Here is a 17514-nt window from a genome sequence, read left to right on the forward strand (position 1 = left end):
ATGTACAACCCGCAACTGAACGCGCAGGGGCAACTACAACACCTGCTCAGTATCGAGGGCCTGCCCAAACGTATCCTGACTGATATTCTGGACGCTGCTGAAAACTTCGTCGGGGTAGCTGAGCGCGAAATCAAGAAAGTGCCGCTATTACGTGGCAAAACGGTCTGCAACCTGTTTTTTGAAAACAGTACCCGTACGCGCACCACCTTTGAAATTGCTGCCAAACGTTTGTCTGCCGATGTGTTAAACCTGAATGTCAGCACCTCATCGCAATCCAAAGGCGAGACCATACTTGACACGGTCAACAACCTGATTGCCATGCATGCCGACATGTTTGTGGTGCGCCACCAGCAGAGCGGCGCCGCTCACTTTATCGCACAGCATGTACCGCCGCATATCAGCGTAATCAATGCCGGTGATGGCCGCCACGCGCACCCTACCCAGGGCTTGCTGGATGTATTTACCATCCGCAAATACAAACCTGAAATGCATAATCTGCGCGTTGCAATCGTGGGAGACATATTGCATTCCCGCGTGGCACGTAGCGAAATTCACGCACTCGCCACGCTAGGTGTACCTGAAATCCGTGTCATTGCACCCCGCACCTTATTGCCTGCAGAAGTGGAAAAACTGGGCGTACAGGTTTATCACAATATGGATCAAGGTTTGAAAGACGTTGATGTGATCATGATGCTGCGCCTGCAAAACGAACGCATGTCCGGCGCCCTGCTGCCAAGTACACAGGAATTTTTCCAGACCTTTGGCCTGACACCCGAGCGGCTGACGCTGGCAAGGCCAGATGCGATTGTCATGCACCCGGGGCCAATGAACCGTGGGGTTGAAATCGACTCCAGCGTGGCGGATGGGAAACAATCGGTCATTCTTCCGCAAGTCACCTATGGCATCGCGGTACGCATGGCCGTGATGGCAATTCTTGGGGGAGGCAACGCGGCATGAATATAGTCATCAAGCAAGGCCGTGTGATCGATGCCAGCCAGCAACTGGATCAAGTCTGCGATATCTATATCAGTGGCGATAAAATTACCGCCATCGGCAATGCACCAGCCGGTTTCAAGGCAGACCAGACGCTGGATGCCAATGGCAAATGGGTACTGCCCGGCCTGGTAGATTTGTGTGCGCGCCTGCGTGAACCTGGTAGCGAATACAAAGCTACCCTGTTGAGCGAATTACGTGCAGCTATGGCCGGTGGTGTCACCAGCCTGGCATGCCCACCGGATACCGATCCGGTACTGGATGAACCTGGGCTGGTTGAAATGCTCAAGCACAGGGCGAAGTCACATGCCCTGGCAAATGTCTATCCTTTAGGTGCCGTTACCCGCCAGTTAGAAGGCCATTTCCTCACTGAGATGTTTGCCCTGACGTCAGCCGGTTGCGTCGGTTTTTCACAGGCTGACACACCGATTGTCGATACGCAAGTGCTCTGGCGTGCCTTTGAATACTCTGCCACCTTCGGCTATACCCTGTTTATGCGTGCAGAAGATCCGTATCTGGCAAAAAACGGTGTTGCACATGATGGCGAAGTTGCTTCCAGGTTAGGCCTGAAAGGTATCCCGGTTGCAGCTGAAAGCATCGCCCTGCAAACCATGCTGCGTATTGCCCAAAACACTGGCGCTTCATTACATATTGCCCGTGTTTCCACGGCGGAGTCTGTGGAATTGATACGCCAGGCCAAACAAGCTGGTGTACGCCTGACTGCTGATGTCAGCATTCAGCACCTGCACCTGACAGAAATGGATATAGGATTTTTTGACAGTATGGTGCACCTGAAACCACCAGTACGTACCCAGCGCGACCGCGACGCTTTGCGCGCCGGTTTGCTGGATGGCACGCTGGATGCCATTTGCTCTGACCACACACCGGTTGATGATGACGATAAAGCCTTGCCTTTCGCCGAATCCCGCCCCGGCGCGTCAGCACTGGAATTATTGCTCCCATTGACTTTAAAATGGGCAGCGCAAGCCAAGCTTTCACCCGCACAAGCGCTACTGAAAATCACGCAAACGCCTGCCAATATTTTAGGCGTGCCGGCAGGCACCCTCAAAGTCGGGGCGATTGCCGATGTAGTGATTTACGACCCGGAAATCGAATGGCGTGTAGATAGCCGCGTGTTGGTCAGCCAAGGAAAAAACACACCGTTCCTGAATCAGTCACTGGCAGGAAAAGTCTCGGCAACTTTCACCAGCGGTGAATTGGTATTCCAGCAGGAATCATTGCAGCAAACCAAGTCCTAAGCAGTTGCAGGTGCCAGAAATAAACAAGCCCCACTAACCAACGCTAGTGGGGCTTGCTATATTCAACTCTTATTCTTTACGACTGTCTCAAAGAATCACTTTATAAAATATCAAGGTTGGAAATCTTGTTTTGATCCTGATTTTCCGGGTTTGCCAGCTTGCTGTTCAGTTTAATTTTCAGTCGCAAATCATTCACCGAGTCGGCATTACGCAATGCATCGTCATAAGTGATTTTGCTGGCTTCATAAAGCTCAAACAAGGCCTGGTCAAAGGTTTGCATACCTAACTCACGCGATTTGGCCATGATCTCTTTAATCGCGTGCACATCGCCTTTGTAAATCAGGTCAGAAATCAATGGCGAATGTAGCAATACTTCAACCGCCGCCACACGACCACTGCCATCGACTTTGGGAATCAAGCGCTGCGAAGCGATACAACGCAGATTGAGTGATAAATCCATCAGTAATTGCTGACGTCGTTCTTCGGGGAAAAAGTTAATAATCCGGTCTAATGCCTGGTTGGTACTGTTGGCGTGCAAAGTCGCCAGGCACAGGTGGCCGGTCTCAGAGAAGGCAATCGCATAATCCATGGTCTCACGATCGCGGATTTCGCCAATCATAATCACGTCCGGCGCCTGGCGCAGGGTATTTTTCAGCGCCGCGTGCCAGTTCTCAGTATCTACACCTACTTCGCGCTGGGTAACGATACAGTTTTTGTGGCCGTGGATAAATTCCACCGGGTCTTCAATGGTAATAATATGGCCATAGCTGCTTTCATTACGATGGCCTAGCATTGCCGCCATCGAAGTAGATTTACCCGAACCGGTACCACCGACAAAAATCACCAGTCCGCGCTTGGCCATCACTACGTCTTTAAGGACTGGCGGCAGTTTCAAATCATCAAATTTTGGAATATTGGTATTAATGACGCGGAATACCAGGCCCACCGCGCTACGTTGAATAAACGCATTCACGCGGAAGCGGCCAACTGACGACATGCTAATCGCAAAATTGCATTCCAGGGTTTCTTTAAACTCCTGGGCTTGCTTGTCATTCATCACTGCACGGGCAATTTCGGCAGTTTGCTGCGTATTCAGAGTTTGCGATGACACCGGTGTCAGTTTGCCATCAATCTTCATGGCGGGCGGAAAACCGGCTGTAATAAACAAGTCAGACGCTTTTTTGGTGACCATCAGCTTGAGCAGGTCGTTCACAAACTTTTCAGTTTGTGCTCGGTCTTCGCCTGTTTGTATAGTATCCATCCTGTTTCTTAGCCCATGATTGAGTCGCGGTTTGCTGCTTTGGTACGTGCTTCATCTGCACTGATCACATTGCGCTTTACCAGATCCTGCAAGTTCTGGTCCAAAGTTTGCATGCCTACGTTTTGCCCTGTTTGAATCGCAGAGTACATCTGTGCGATCTTGTTTTCACGAATCAGGTTACGGATCGCCGGTGTGCCTATCATGATTTCATGCGCTGCCACACGGCCTTGCTCATCTTTGGTTTTACAGAGTGTTTGCGAGATCACCGCACGCAATGATTCGGAAAGCATGGAGCGCACCATTTCTTTTTCAGCGGCAGGGAACACATCGACCACCCGGTCTATGGTTTTTGCAGCAGAGCTGGTGTGCAAGGTTCCAAATACCAAATGACCGGTTTCCGCAGCTGTCAGCGCCAGGCGTATGGTTTCGAGGTCACGCATCTCACCTACCAGAATCACATCCGGGTCTTCACGCAGTGCCGAGCGCAAGGCATTATCGAACGACTGTGTATGTGGGCCGACTTCACGCTGGTTGATCAGGGATTTCTTAGAGGTATGCACAAATTCGATCGGGTCTTCCACGGTCAGGATATGCGACATTTGCGTCTCGTTGATGTAATCAACCATGGCTGCCAGGGTGGTGGATTTCCCGGAACCGGTAGGACCGGTCACCAGCACAATGCCACGTGGCGTATCTGCAAGGTCTTTAAATACCTTGGGTGCATTCAATTCTTCCAGCGTAAGCACTTTGCTCGGAATAGTACGAAATACGGCACCGGCACCACGTTGCTGGTTAAATGCATTGACCCGGAAACGTGCCAGGTCAGGGATTTCAAACGAGAAATCGCATTCCAGGTTTTCTTCATACACTTTGCGCTGGCTGTCATTCATGATGTCATACAGCATGCGATGCACTTCAGCGTGCTCCATGGCCGGCAAATTGATTTTACGCACATCGCCATGCACACGGATCATCGGTGGCAAACCGGAAGATAAATGTAAGTCTGACGCTTTATTTTTAACAGAAAATGTCAATAAATCTGAAATATCCACATTTGACTCCAGTGATTTTTATATAATGTTATTTTGTCTTTCAAACTGCATACCGGCACACCCATGACTGCGCTTAACAACCTGGCCGATAATATTGCCGATATTCAGCAACATATTGCCCAAGCCAAAACGAGCTTTAAAGCGCCACAACAAGTAACGCTATGTGCAGTCAGCAAGTCGCAACCACCCGAGGCCATTCGCAGGGCTTTTGAGGCAGGTCAAACCATATTTGGCGAAAACTATCTGCAAGAAGCGCTGATGAAACAGCAGCAATTACAGGACTGTGCAATAGAATGGCATTTTATTGGGCCGATTCAAAGCAACAAAACACAGCAAATTGCCCGTCAATTCGATTGGGTACACTCAGTTGACCGCCTGAAAATCGCACAACGCTTGTCAGATGCACGCACTGCAGAACTCGCGCCGCTGAACATTTGCCTGCAGGTAAATATTAGCGAAGAGGCAAGCAAGAGTGGTGCCAGCGGCCAGGAACTGCTGGAACTTGCCTTAAATATCAAACAATTGCCGCATTTACGCTTGCGCGGACTGATGGCGATTCCGGCGCCCCAACAGGATTTTGATGCGCAACGTGACCAATTCCGGCAGGTGCGGGTATTGTTAGAGCAATTGAATAGCCATGGCCTACAACTCGATACTTTGTCGATTGGCATGAGCGGTGATTACCAAGCTGCCATCGCCGAAGGCGGCACATTGGTACGTATAGGTACCGCAATCTTTGGTGCACGTTTGCCGAAAACTTCCCCAGATTCAGATTTAGCTACCAAAGGAGCTGTTTAAACATGTCCTCACTCGCATCGCCCCGTATCACTTTTATTGGTGGCGGCAATATGGCGCAAGCACTTATCACCGGCCTTAGACAGCGCGATTTTGCCATGCAACAGATTACCGTGATTGATCCGGATGCCAGCAAGCAAGACAGATTGCAGCAAACCCTGGGAGTCCGCACCGCACAGGCGCTGTCGGCGGAAGCTTTGCAGGCGGATGTCATTGTACTGGCGGTAAAACCGCAGCAATTGAAAACAGTCGCTGAATCACTTGCACCCTACCTGCAGTCACAACTGGTTATTTCAGTGGCAGCAGGTATTCGTACCACCGATTTAAGCCGCTGGTTAAATGGCTACAGCACGTTGATACGCACCATGCCGAATACACCGGCACAAATCCAGGCGGGAGTGACCGGCGTTTACGCACTAGCGAGTGTCAGCGAAGGCCAGCGTCTACTGGCAGATAGTTTGCTGCAAGCGGCAGGTGACGTGGTGTGGCTGACCGATGAAGCACAACTGGATGCCGTCACCGCCATTTCCGGCAGTGGCCCGGCCTATGTATTTTTGCTGATTGAAGCACTCACCGATGCGGGAGTCGCGCTGGGGCTGGATAAAGACCAGGCATTACAACTGAGTGTGGCGACTTTTAAAGGCGCCAGCCTGCTCGCCGCCGCAAGCGAGACACCCATTGCCACATTACGTGAGCAAGTCACTTCCAAAGGCGGCACCACCGAACAAGGTTTGCTGAGCCTTAATCAGCATAATATTCATGCCATCATGCAACATGCGGCACAACAAGCGGCCAACCGGGCAAAAACCCTGGGCGACGAACTGGGAGGACAATAACAATGTTAGGTGAAATGAGCATATTTTTGCTGAGGACAGTATTCGGGATTTTGACGTTTTTACTGGTGTTACGTTTTTTGATGCAATGGACCCGCACCTCGTTTCAGAACCAGCTCGGGCAAATGACTGTGGTGCTGACCGACTTTATGGTCAAACCTGCGCGCAAGCTGATACGCCCGGTCAGGCAATGGGATATGTCGACTTTATTGCTGGCCTTGCTCATGCAGGTGATTTTATTCGCGCTGCTTTCCACCCTGTCCGGATTGCCGCCTGCACCGCTGTTCTGGTTATGGCAGGCCGTAGTTGGCGTATTGGCGCAAATCATTGACGTATTTTTCTATGCGATTCTGTTGATGGCAATCTTAAGCTGGGTTAACCCTTACAGCCCGATTTACGGCGTACTCAACCAGCTGAGTTCGCCTATCCTTGACCCGTTGCGCCGTGTATTGCCGCAGATTCAAGGCTTTGATTTTTCAGCATTGGTCGCGCTGATCTTATTGCAAATGATCAGCCGAGTGGTGATACCAGGGTTGGCAGTCGGCGTTATTTAATTGGATTACCGGGCGGCTGAAAGGTCGCCCGGCTTGCATCGTGACTATTTTTACATCCATACGATATCGAACTCTTCACGCCCGTACTGGGTATCCGGGTGCAGTGTCACCGGCTTTTTAATAAAGTCGGAAAGGCTGGCGAGGCTTTGTGACTCCTCATCGCCCAGCATATTGATCACTTCTGGCGACGCCAGGATTTTAAAGGCATTGGCACTCTTGAACTGCCTGGATTCACGCAGCAATTCACGCATGATTTCGTAACTGATGGTTTGTGCCGTTTTCAGTTCGCCACGTCCCTGGCATGCCTTGCAGGATTCACACAACAAATGCGCCAGGCTTTCACGCGTGCGTTTACGCGTCAGTTCCACCAGGCCTAAAGCAGAAAAGCCGTTGACGTTGATACGCGCCCTATCCAGGGTGACCGCTTTGCGCAATTCCTCGAGTACTGCTTCCCGCTGTGCGTCTTCATCCATATCGATAAAATCAACAATGATAATGCCGCCCAGGTTGCGCAAACGCAGTTGGCGGGCGATGGTTTGTGCCGCCTCAAGATTGGTTTTGAAAATGGTGTCGGACAGGTTTTTACCGCTGACAAAACTGCCGGTATTCACATCGACAGTGGTGAGCGCTTCCGTCTGGTCAAAGATCAGGTAGCCACCGGATTTAAGCTCTACTTTACGTGACAGCGCTTTTTCGATTTCATTTTCAATATCATAAAACTCGAACAGGGAACGCTCGCCCTTGTAATGTGTAAGAGGTTTTACTGCGTGCGAAACATATAATTCAGCAAACTCTTTCAAGCGCTCAAACATTTCGCGGGAATCCACACGGATATTGGTGGTTTCCTTGCACACCACATCACGCAAGATCCGGCGCGGCAAACTGAGGTCGTAAAAAATCAGCGAACGCTCACCGACGGTTTTGCTCTCGGTCTGGATCTTGCTCCACACCCGGCGCAGGTACTCAATGTCAGCCAGCAACTCTTCATCAGTAGCAGCCTCTGACATAGTGCGGATAATGTAACCACCTTCGCGATCTTCCGGCAGCAAACCAAGCAGACGATTACGTAAAAATTCGCGCTCTTCCTCAATATCAATCCGCTGTGAAACGCCGATATGTTTTTGATAAGGCAAATAAACCAGGAAACGGCCGGCAATACTGATTTCAGTGGTCAGGCGCGCACCCTTGGTGCCAATCGCTTCCTTGATCACTTGCACGATAATCGATTGGCCTTCGTGCAGTACTTCCTGAATCGGCCGGTCAGTTTTAACATCGCCTTCTTCAGCATGGCAATCCATGATATCCGCTGCATGCAGAAAAGCCGCGCGGGGCAAGCCTATTTCAACAAACGCAGATTGCATACCTGGTAACACGCGCACGACCGTGCCGCGATAAATGTTGCCGACAATACCAAGTGAAGATGCACGTTCAATATGCAACTCCTGAACGACACCCTGTTCCAGAATCGCCACCCGAGTCTCCTGCGGCGTGACGTTAATTAGTACTTCCTGCGCCAATGACATTTTGCTTTACCCGATCCCAACTATTATCGTTTTTTTCCAGAGTTTACCACGCGTGCAACAACTGCGCCGTTTCATGCAGCGGTAAGCCCATCACCCCGCTGTAACTGCCGTCAATGCGCGATATCCAGGCACCTGCGCGGCCCTGTATTCCATAGGCACCGGCTTTGTCCATCGGTTCACCGCTAGCCACATAATCCTGCAAAACATCCTTAGGCACTTGCATCATTTCCACGCGCGTTGTGTTCAATAAAGAGTGCACCTCCCCTGCCTGGTAAACCGCCACCGCGGTATGCACCAGATGCACGCTGCCACTCAGGCGGGACAACATCGCCATCGCCTCTTCAGCATTCTCTGGTTTGCCAAGAATGTCTTGTCCCAGCGCCACCGTGGTATCCGCAGCCAGAATGGGTATTCCGCTATCCGCATAAGTAGCAGCAATCGCCAGCGCCTTGGCTTTTGCCAGACGTTGTACATATAGTGCCGGGTCTTCTCCTGTGAGGGTGGACTCATCAATATCTGCCGGCACGATTTCGCACTGCACACCAAGTTGCGCCAGTAGCTCGACACGGCGCGGGCTGCGCGACGCCAGAATAATCTTTTGTTGTTGCATAGTTAAGTAGCCTGTTGAAATTGAAAACGTGACTGGTATAAGCCCGACAAGTTACCACAAAGGCGCCGATATTTTCGGTAAAGCCCTTTTGCCAAAGCAACACTGCCACTGACAGCCCTTTCCGGCATTGTGTACAATAGCCGCTCAGCTCACATCATGATTTAAGAAAACCTGCATGAATTCGATTGAACACCTGCTACAGCGCGCCGAACAACTAATCACGCGCCTGGAAACCCTGTTACCTGCTTCACTGGCAGAACCTAACTGGCAAGTGACCGCCTGGCGCTGGGTCAAACATGGTGCGCAAAGCCAGTTGCAAGCAGTCGAACACCCACATACGGTTTCACTGGAAGATATCCGGTTTATCGACAGGCAAAAAACTGAAGTAGTACGCAATACCAAACAATTCCTGCAAGGCCTGCCTGCCAACCATGTATTGCTGACGGGTGCGCGTGGCACCGGCAAATCGTCATTGGTAAAAGCCTTGCTGAATGCTTATTCAGACACTGGTTTAAGGCTGATCGAAGTCGATAAACAAGATTTAACCGACCTGCCACAAATCACGCAATTGATCAGGAACCGCCCGGAAAAATTCATTATTTTCTGTGACGACCTCACGTTTGAAGCGAATGACACCGGCTACAAAGCCTTGAAAGTCATCCTCGACGGCTCAATTGAAAACGCCTCTTCCAATTTGTTGGTATACGCAACTTCCAATCGCAAAAACCTCATGCCTGAGTATATGGCGGATAACCAGCCGATACTGGAAAAAAGCGGCGAAATTCGCCCGAATGACACCATAGATGAAAAAACCTCATTAGCAGAACGCTTTGGCTTGTGGTTATCGTTTTACAGTTTTGACCAGGATGAATACCTGAGCATTGCAGAACACTGGCTGCAAACTTTTGGCGTCAGCATGGATGACACTGCCCGCCATGCTGCCTTGCAGTTTTACCATACCCGCGGTGCCCGCAGCGGACGCGTCGCTTACCAGTTTGCCAAGGATTATGCCGGCAAACTGCAACTGAAATCTTAATAATGGCAAAACTAGTCCAAGTCGCGGTCGCCATCCTGATACGTCCAAACGGTGAATACCTGCTCGCCAGCCGGCCTGATGGCAAGGGCTGGGCAGGCTGGTGGGAATTCCCCGGTGGCAAGATCGAAGCTGGCGAAACTCCGGAACACGCATTGATCCGTGAATCACAAGAAGAGCTAGGTATCACACCGACAAAGATTCAACCCTGGATAAAACGCCGTTACGACTACCCTGCCACGCATGATGCAGAAGCCAAAACCGTGCTGCTGCATTTCTTTTTTGTCAGCGAATGGGAAGGAGAATTGCAGGCACGTGAAGGCCAGCAGTTTGCCTGGCAGCATCCTCAAAAGCTCAATGTCAGCCCGGTGCTCCCCGCAAATGCCCCTATCATGCAGGCGCTATCATTACCCTCTGTGTACGCCATCAGCAATGTGCAGGAAATGGGGGAACATGCTTTCTTGCAAGCATTGAGAAAACAACTGGATCAAGGCCTGCAACTGCTGCAAATCCGCGAACCGCAACTCGACAAAGACAACCTCACTCAGTTGAGCACAAAAGTATTGTCATTGTGTGCGCCTTACGACTGTCGCTGCCTGTTGAATGGCAGCCCGGAGCAAGCCATGCAACTCGGCTACCAAGGTGTGCACCTTAACAGCCAGCGCCTGATGACCATGATGACTAAGCCAGGCAACCTGCTCATTGGCGCTTCCTGCCACGATGCTGGGCAACTGCAAAAAGCACAAGCCCTGCAACTCGATTTTGCGCTACTCTCGCCTGTATTACAGACACGCAGTCATCCGGAATCACCTAGATTAGGCTGGGAGAAATTTGGTGAAATGCTCAATGGTCTGGAAATACCGGTTTATGCGCTGGGCGGAATGCAACTGGAACACTTGGCACATGCCCAAGCCTATGGTGCGCGCGGCGTCGCTATGCAACGGGCGATCTGGATATAACTATGACTGTATCCAACCTTGCATCGCATCTGTCTTCAAAACATAAACTCAAAGCAGGGATTAAATTGACAAGGTATCTTTTAATTTTTATCGCTTTCGTTATTAGTGGATGTAGCACCCTCAGCCCAAGGTCGAATGCAGACTGGGTTGGATACAAGGAAAGTGGAAAGGCGTCATATTACGCCAACAGCCACCAGTCAAAAAAGACGGCAAGCGGTGAGCTATATAAACAGGAACTTAAAACAGGTGCACATAAAGTTTTGCCATTTGGTTCGCTGGTTAAAGTGACAAACGTCGATACTGCTAAATCGGTGATTGTCAAAATCAATGATCGTGGTCCCTATGTAAAGGGACGGGTAATTGATCTTTCAAAGTCTGCATTCAGTGAGATCGGCAGCATTTCAAACGGTGTTATTGATGTGCAAATCGAGGTTATCGAATAATATCTCACTCAAGCGTTTGATCTTATATAACTCGAGGACTTTCAACTCTGCCTGGCGCTGGGCATTTTAGCGCCAAAGTTTAGCGCGCAGCGACTATACATGGTGGAAACCGAATTCTTAAGGGCAAAGTGCATACGAATGGGCGAGTTGCAAATCGCGCAGGATAATTTTCGAATTGCCAACGCGAAATCAGAGGGCCGGGCATTTCACAGCGAGGACAAAAGTACAAAAGCTGCTAACTGAGAAGATCAGCAGCTAACAAATCATTTCAGGCGTTCGGCTTCGCCAGCGCCTGCATTACAACGCTAGCCATGAGCACAAATTTTGGAAACTAAGAATGCGGTCAAAAAATACTGAGAAAGTCCTACACCCAAAGCTTGGGTTTCCCAGAATTCTCGCGCTTGCTTTTGTTTTCTTATGGTTTTTTATTGGTGGAATTGCGCATTTTGCCTTTACTGAACTCGAGATGAAAATTATGCCTCCCTGGTTGCCGGCACACAGGGAACTGGTGCTGATTAGTGGCTTCTTTGAGTTGGCAGGCGCTATCGGGATTTTATTTGCCCGCACTCGTCGTATTGCGGGTTGGGGACTGATTCTTTTAACTATTGCAGTAACACCTGCGAATGTTTTTATGTTGCAAAACGCGAGCCAGTTTCCCGAGGTGCCTTATTGGGCGCTAGTCGCTCGCTTACCTTTGCAGATACTGTTGTTGTTATGTATTTGGTGGGCAACCAAGCCTCCGGTACTACATTTTCGCGCAACTAAATAAAATCCATATTGTGCTGTACCAAGGCTGCAATTTAAGTCGAGATAAAACCTGATAATTTTAGAAGTGTATTGAAACGCTCATTGTCTTATAGGCTGGGAACAGGAAGTTAATTTTTTAAAGGCCTAACCTACTACCAAAGCATGATTAGCTAACTTCCGCACCTTTGCTTTAGGCTACAATCGTTATCATGTACGAATCAAAAAATAAGCCACCTATTCCACATAGACTGTTCGCCAAGCGTGTGGCGCTCCATGCTGTAATAGCTATCGGTTTGCTGATGCTTTCACTGGCTATAGGGATGGCGGGCTACATGCATTATGAGCAGCTCGCGTGGCGCGATGCCTTTTTAAACTCGGCAATGCTAATGGGTGGCATGGGGCCTGTGGATGCGCCAAAAACAGATGATGGAAAAATCTTTGCCGGCCTGTATGCACTATATGCGGGGCTTGTTTTTATAGTCACGGTTGGTTTGGTTCTTACGCCAATTGTGCATCGCATCATGCACAAATTTCACTGGCAGCAAGATAGCCAGGCTTAATAAAAAAACATAACCTGCCCCAAATGACTACCTCTAAACCTGCTCAGCCAAATAATCCCTTACATGGTGTCACCCTTGAAAGTATCGTGACGAGGCTTGTTGACCATTACGGCTGGGATAAACTTGGCGATAAAATCAATATCAATTGCTTTAAGAATGATCCATCGGTGAAATCCAGCCTCAAGTTTTTACGCAAAACACCCTGGGCCAGGGAACAGGTGGAAAACCTTTATCTTTCCACTTTCTAACTAAGTAGCTGGCAACGGCTTTAATGCTGTTTTATAAACGCTGCAATCGTATCTAACATACGTTTGTCACGTAGCGGTTTTGCCAGTTTGGCAGCCATATCGACATGGCCATACCCAGCAAACTCGGCGACCTCTACCGGCCCGCCTGCAGCCTTGATTTTAGCCGCCAGGTTATACGTGTTTCTGGGCCAGACGGTGCCGTCTTTGGTACCTACCATTAGCAACATGGGTGGATTGTTGCCAGTGACAAAATTGATGGGTTGCGATTTGGCCCGCTGGTCTTCCGGGCCAAAAATTGTTTTTAATCGATTACTTTTGAGCGGCAGAAAATCATACGGGCCAGCCAATCCTATCATGCCGGCGAAGTCTTTTGGTTTGCTGTTCTGCTCTGCAAGAAACTCAGTATCTAATGCCAGCATGGCGGCGATATGCGCACCGGCAGAATGGCCTGCCAGGAAAATGCGATCAGGGTCGCCTCCCAATTCGGCTGCGTGCAATTTCACCCATTTAGCAGCTTTGGCAGGGTCTTCCATAAAGCCTGGAAATAGCACCTCAGGGTAAACGCGATAATCGGGAATGATGGTGATAAAACCCTGCGATGTCATGGCTTCGCCTATAAACTTATAACTCCCGCGATTGCCGGAATCCCAGCTTCCGCCGTAAAAGAACACCACGACAGGCAGGCCTTTGTTGGTAGTGCCAGTGCCAGCAATATCCTTTGAGGTATCTGGCTGCGCATTATTAGCCAGCAAACGATGTTTAGGGATATAGATATCTAATGCTTGCCTGGGTAAGTCACCATAAGCCACCCCCTCTCTCAATTGATATTCTTTATCCGAAATGACAGCATTAAGTATGTTGACCGGCGAGCAAGCAGTGGCGAGAAAACCCATGATAATTAAAACAATATAGTAAAAACTGGTTGGGAAGATCGATGGACTGGCATGGCAATGAGGCATAAATTGTTATTAGTGTCGGCAATAAGCATCAGTGGATGAATGAATAGCGTATAAATGAATTACACCGATATGAGCTTTAAATGCTGAAAAAATTCATTTCAAAGCCAGAGTAAGTGTGCGTAAAGTCCTGCCAGAATTTTCGAGTTAGCTATTTTGCTAACCATCATGATGCCTGCAAATGAAAATTGCAGTTTAAGCAATTACTTGTGTATAAATATTTCTTTAACAGGTAGTGTTTGGCCTTCCAGCCGTTACAGCTCAAATGGCAAAGGTGGGGCGTAATAATATGCCGTAGATTTTTCTCGCATCGCAATGATTGTCATTGCTTTATAACCCGTTTTACTAATCGTCTTAGATGATAAAAGGCACTTGAATTCATTGAGCTTTTTATTATTTAACGGTGCTATTACCTGGAGTGAATACTGCCAGCGAAAAAAGGCATGTTAATTATTTGTGCGAGAATTCAATAATTACACTCGCGTGTAACCATTAAAGTTTTATTCAGGCTCGTCAAGATCGGGGGGCGTGGTATCAGGAATCCTGAATTTTTCCGTAGCCCAGTCGCCTAAATCCATCAACTTACAGCGTTCGCTGCAAAACGGCCTGTATGCATTGGCGGTCGAATACTCTGTCATTTCGCCACAGCCCGGGCAAGCAACCTTGCGTGGCTTTACTGCTGCTTGCATCAATTGTGTCCTGGCCCAGTAAAATTGCAGATAATCATCTTAAAAGGGATATCTTGCTCGCAAGCCTTAGGCCGTTGCACAAAATCCAGTTTCTGGAAACGGATATTGATGGCGTATTTATTGGCACTCACCTCGGGGAAACACTCATCATGGCTAATTTCAATCCGCAATAGTTGTGCAGGTTTGTGCCCTGAAAGTTGCTGTTGGTAAGCGCCTTTATGCGCCACCAAGGACATGACTTGACCGCTGCCGCGCAGCAATTGCAGGAGCATGCGTATCGCTTCGTACATTGGCATCAGGCGGCCCAGCCATTGCGCAAAGTCGGTTCTACGACGATCTACACTCAAATACAGCCAATGCCGGTAGGAAGGCAGGTCAAACTCGCAGACACCGCCTGGAATACCGGCACGCTGTTTCACGCTCATCAACCAGTCATTGTCACGTAACGATTGGCCCAGTTTCTGGTGATCTGATCTTAATAGCGTGGCACACCGGTCCAGGCTAGCCAGGGTTTCACCAAGGGCATTTTGATCAATATTCGGATTGCCCTGCAAGAATGAAAGCTGGACTTTATGCCTGTCCAGTTCCTGCAATAAATCGACTTTTAAATCGCCACGATCAATCAGGTCCAGGATTTGTAACAGCGTTAGCAGCGCCACATGGTGATTCACCTCATGGCCTACTTCAATGTGATGCAGCATCTTTACAAACAAATCTTCCAGGCGGAGATATGTTCTGATGCGCTCGTTAAATGGAAACTCGTAGCTAGACACGGCAGCCTTTTCTGTCAGCTGATACTTGAAAAGTATGCAATAAAAGCCTGATTATGAAACCCTTTTTACTCAGTGGCAAGTTTTTGAGAAAATTTGATGAAAGTTAAGCACTTTTTCACGTAAATTTTCCAGGGTTTGATTGTTTTCAATGACTGAATCTGCAATTTCCAAACGCGCTTCGCGACTGCTCTGCGCGGCGATAATAGCTTCTGCCATGGCTTCGGATAGCGCACTACGTTGCATCACTCGCGAGATTTGTATTTGCTCAATGCAATCGATCACCAGCACATGGTCAATCATGCGCCAGTCATCACGGCTTTCGACCAATAGCGGAATCGCTAATACGACATAAGGCTGTGCAGCATAATGTGCAATCTGCTGTACAGCCTCTTCACGGATGGCAGGATGCATAATGTTATTTAATTTATCCAGCGCATCTGGTTCTGAAAATACCAGCTCGCGCAATTTGGTACGGTCCAGCTGACCCTCAGCGTCAAACATCGCATCCCCGAAAGCCTGACGCACAGCCTGCATGGCTACGCTGTCGGGAGTGCTCATTGCACGGGCGATTTCATCCAGGTCTACCACTGGCACACCCAGTTCAATAAAGGTTTTACACACCTCGCTTTTGCCACTGCCTATGCCGCCGGTAACGGCCACTACTTTAGTCATTGATAATATATTCGGGTACGAAGGAAATTAAGGGGCCAGGTAAAAAGAGGCCAAAGCTTGCCCATAAAACAGTGCGGCTATACCACCCAGAGCCAGAAAAGGACCGAACGGAATGGCAGTCTGGCGGGTTTTACCTTTGAATAAAATAAGCGCTATGCCAATCACACTACCGACCACTGAGCTGAGCAATATGACCGCTGGCAGTAATTGCCAGCCAAACCAGGCGCCAATAGCAGCCAGCAGTTTAAAGTCACCATAGCCCATACCTTCTTTACCAGTCACCAGCTTGAACAACCAATACACAGCCCACAGCACCAGGTAACCTGCCATCGCACCTACAACTGCTGAAGTGATGTCGGTGAACCCGTTATTTAAATTCAGCAGCAAGCCCAGCCACAACAATGGCAAAGTGATGTCATCCGGCAATAACTGGGTATCAAAGTCTATAAAAGTTAATGCGATTAATGCAAAGACGAATATCAGGGCAAATAATGTCAGGTGGCTATAACCATATTGCACTGCCACTGCCAGCGACAGTGCCCCGGACACAGCCTCTACCAGGGGATACCGCGCTGAAATAGAGGCTTTACAGGCTTTGCAACGCCCGCGTAAAAACAGGTAGCTGACGACAGGGATATTTTCCAGTGCACCTATCATGTGTCCGCAATGAGGGCAGGTAGAACGCGGAACTACCAGGTTATATTTAGGCTGCTCGGGTACAGGTTGGCCTTGCAAATCCAGGCAGTTAGCGTGCCACTCACGCTCCATCATTTTGGGCAGGCGATGTATGACTACGTTAAGGAAACTGCCAACCAGCAAGCCCATCACCAGGCATACACCCTGCAGAAAATGTGGTTGCGTTCTCAACAAACTTAAAACAGGCTCAAGGATTTCTGTCATGATACCGATAACACTATTAAGGTTGCTGCATCATCTCATCGTTAATACAAGTAATCAAGGCTAAAAGCCTGTGACGCATGGTAAAGCCTGTTAGAAAGCGGAAATTACTGCCTTGAAAACAGGTTCAATGTCACCATTTATGTGTAAGATGAGAATTGCACTCCAGCCGAGTGACTTCGAATCCGAATCTTATTAGTGAAGGAAGTTGCCTATGTCTGATCAAATCAAATTCACGCCTCCCAGCGAAGTCGAACTGGGCCAGGTAGAACATCCTGCCTGGGATGAACCGGTTATCTGCCGTGTTGAAGTCGACCTGCCAGGATGGTTGGCAAACCTGACCGGACAATCACACTGGGAAGTTTACAGTGAAGAGGAAGAGGAAAATTGCGTCAGCTTCGCCATGCGCGCATCACAAAAACATGGCCTGCATACCATTACCAGTCGTATCGACAATGCATTGCAAGCTGAAGTGACGCTTTACCATAATGGTTACGCAGTGGTAGATGTCAATGGCGAATCATTGTTTGATGGCGCGTTGACTAACGCAACCAATGAATGCGCAAGACTCAGTTATTACCATGCCAGTGGTGAACCGATAGCGCTAAACTAACGTAAGAGGTGTGGCATGCATTGAAAAATGCATGCTGCCGGTTC

The 17514-nt window shown here is 49.1% G+C and carries 21 protein-coding genes; 12 read left to right on the forward strand and 9 right to left on the reverse strand.

What is annotated here, in order from left to right:
- Both ASG34_RS02455 and ASG34_RS02460 read left to right on the forward strand, forming a co-directional pair.
- Nucleotides 1–957, forward strand: coding sequence for an aspartate carbamoyltransferase catalytic subunit (locus ASG34_RS02455; protein ID WP_055826091.1), 957 nt, complete (start codon nt 1–3; stop codon nt 955–957).
- Nucleotides 954–2252 (forward strand): dihydroorotase, encoded by a 1299-nt coding sequence (locus ASG34_RS02460; protein WP_055826093.1) that lies wholly within the window; start codon nt 954–956, stop codon nt 2250–2252. The genes ASG34_RS02455 and ASG34_RS02460 overlap by 4 nt, the downstream gene beginning before the upstream one ends.
- 100 nt (nt 2253–2352) lie before the next feature.
- On the opposite strand, the gene ASG34_RS02465 is transcribed toward ASG34_RS02460, so the two are convergent.
- Together ASG34_RS02465 and ASG34_RS02470 are read right to left on the reverse strand one after the other, a co-directional pair.
- Entirely contained in the window at nt 2353–3513 is a 1161-nt protein-coding gene (locus tag ASG34_RS02465; protein ID WP_055826095.1) for a PilT/PilU family type 4a pilus ATPase, read from the reverse strand.
- Between the two features lie 8 nt (nt 3514–3521).
- The gene (locus ASG34_RS02470) at nt 3522–4565 is read right to left on the reverse strand and encodes a type IV pilus twitching motility protein PilT (RefSeq protein ID WP_055826097.1); all 1044 of its coding nucleotides are present in this window, start codon (nt 4563–4565) and stop codon (nt 3522–3524) included.
- A gap of 63 nt (nt 4566–4628) precedes the next feature.
- Here ASG34_RS02470 and ASG34_RS02475 point away from each other — a divergent pair, with 63 nt between their 5' ends.
- The 3 genes from ASG34_RS02475 to ASG34_RS02485 are packed head-to-tail and all read left to right on the forward strand — an operon-like array spanning nt 4629 to nt 6747.
- Nucleotides 4629–5363, forward strand: a complete 735-nt coding sequence (locus tag ASG34_RS02475; RefSeq protein WP_055826100.1) for a YggS family pyridoxal phosphate-dependent enzyme — start codon at nt 4629–4631, stop codon at nt 5361–5363.
- A gap of 2 nt (nt 5364–5365) precedes the next feature.
- Complete coding sequence (proC, locus tag ASG34_RS02480) at nt 5366–6196, forward strand: pyrroline-5-carboxylate reductase (RefSeq protein ID WP_055826102.1); 831 nt, start codon at nt 5366–5368, stop codon at nt 6194–6196.
- Between the two features lie 14 nt (nt 6197–6210).
- A complete protein-coding gene (locus ASG34_RS02485) occupies nt 6211–6747 on the forward strand; it encodes a YggT family protein (RefSeq protein ID WP_235559636.1) in 537 nt (178 codons plus the stop codon).
- 50 nt (nt 6748–6797) lie between these two features.
- On the opposite strand, the gene rng is transcribed toward ASG34_RS02485, so the two are convergent.
- Together rng and ASG34_RS02495 are read right to left on the reverse strand one after the other, a co-directional pair.
- Nucleotides 6798–8264 carry a ribonuclease G gene (gene rng, locus ASG34_RS02490; RefSeq protein WP_200934435.1) on the reverse strand — a complete coding sequence of 489 codons (1467 nt, stop codon included), beginning with the start codon at nt 8262–8264 and terminating at the stop codon, nt 6798–6800.
- A gap of 49 nt (nt 8265–8313) precedes the next feature.
- Nucleotides 8314–8880, reverse strand: coding sequence for a Maf family protein (locus ASG34_RS02495; protein ID WP_055826108.1), 567 nt, complete (start codon nt 8878–8880; stop codon nt 8314–8316).
- 175 nt (nt 8881–9055) lie between these two features.
- Between ASG34_RS02495 and ASG34_RS02500 the strand changes: the two genes are divergently transcribed.
- The 6 genes from ASG34_RS02500 (at nt 9056) to ASG34_RS02525 (ending at nt 12870) form a co-directional block, all read left to right on the forward strand.
- On the forward strand, nt 9056–9916 hold the full coding sequence (locus ASG34_RS02500) for an ATP-binding protein (RefSeq protein WP_055826110.1): 861 nt from the start codon (nt 9056–9058) through the stop codon (nt 9914–9916).
- 2 nt (nt 9917–9918) lie between these two features.
- The gene (locus tag ASG34_RS02505; protein WP_055826111.1) at nt 9919–10872 is read left to right on the forward strand and encodes a Nudix family hydrolase; all 954 of its coding nucleotides are present in this window, start codon (nt 9919–9921) and stop codon (nt 10870–10872) included.
- Between the two features lie 2 nt (nt 10873–10874).
- Complete coding sequence (locus ASG34_RS02510; protein WP_055826113.1) at nt 10875–11315, forward strand: septal ring lytic transglycosylase RlpA family protein; 441 nt, start codon at nt 10875–10877, stop codon at nt 11313–11315.
- A gap of 337 nt (nt 11316–11652) precedes the next feature.
- Nucleotides 11653–12084, forward strand: a complete 432-nt coding sequence (locus ASG34_RS02515; protein ID WP_055826115.1) for a DoxX family protein — start codon at nt 11653–11655, stop codon at nt 12082–12084.
- Nucleotides 12085–12271: 187 nt separating this feature from the next.
- A complete protein-coding gene (locus tag ASG34_RS02520) occupies nt 12272–12622 on the forward strand; it encodes a hypothetical protein (RefSeq protein WP_055826117.1) in 351 nt (116 codons plus the stop codon).
- A 23-nt stretch (nt 12623–12645) separates the two neighbouring features.
- On the forward strand, nt 12646–12870 hold the full coding sequence (locus ASG34_RS02525) for a VF530 family DNA-binding protein (RefSeq protein ID WP_055826119.1): 225 nt from the start codon (nt 12646–12648) through the stop codon (nt 12868–12870).
- Nucleotides 12871–12890: 20 nt separating this feature from the next.
- Here the strand turns inward: ASG34_RS02525 and ASG34_RS02530 are convergent, their stop codons facing one another.
- The 5 genes from ASG34_RS02530 to ASG34_RS02550 all read right to left on the reverse strand — a co-directional run bounded on the left by ASG34_RS02530 (nt 12891) and on the right by ASG34_RS02550 (nt 16860).
- Entirely contained in the window at nt 12891–13763 is an 873-nt protein-coding gene (locus ASG34_RS02530; RefSeq protein WP_055826122.1) for an alpha/beta hydrolase, read from the reverse strand.
- A gap of 563 nt (nt 13764–14326) precedes the next feature.
- Entirely contained in the window at nt 14327–14515 is a 189-nt protein-coding gene (locus ASG34_RS02535; protein ID WP_055826124.1) for a DNA gyrase inhibitor YacG, read from the reverse strand.
- Nucleotides 14515–15288 (reverse strand): cell division protein ZapD, encoded by a 774-nt coding sequence (gene zapD / locus ASG34_RS02540; RefSeq protein ID WP_055826127.1) that lies wholly within the window; start codon nt 15286–15288, stop codon nt 14515–14517. Before zapD ends, ASG34_RS02535 begins: the two co-directional genes overlap by 1 nt.
- Before the next feature lie 69 nt (nt 15289–15357).
- Nucleotides 15358–15960, reverse strand: a complete 603-nt coding sequence (coaE, locus tag ASG34_RS02545) for a dephospho-CoA kinase (protein WP_055826129.1) — start codon at nt 15958–15960, stop codon at nt 15358–15360.
- A 27-nt stretch (nt 15961–15987) separates the two neighbouring features.
- The gene (locus ASG34_RS02550; protein ID WP_055826131.1) at nt 15988–16860 is read right to left on the reverse strand and encodes a prepilin peptidase; all 873 of its coding nucleotides are present in this window, start codon (nt 16858–16860) and stop codon (nt 15988–15990) included.
- 211 nt (nt 16861–17071) lie between these two features.
- Here ASG34_RS02550 and ASG34_RS02555 point away from each other — a divergent pair, with 211 nt between their 5' ends.
- Nucleotides 17072–17470 (forward strand): hypothetical protein, encoded by a 399-nt coding sequence (locus ASG34_RS02555; RefSeq protein WP_055826133.1) that lies wholly within the window; start codon nt 17072–17074, stop codon nt 17468–17470.
- Nucleotides 17471–17514 lie beyond the last annotated feature (44 nt).

Origin of the sequence: Methylophilus sp. Leaf416 (assembly GCF_001424665.1) — a bacterium.
GTDB lineage: Bacteria > Pseudomonadota > Gammaproteobacteria > Burkholderiales > Methylophilaceae > Methylophilus.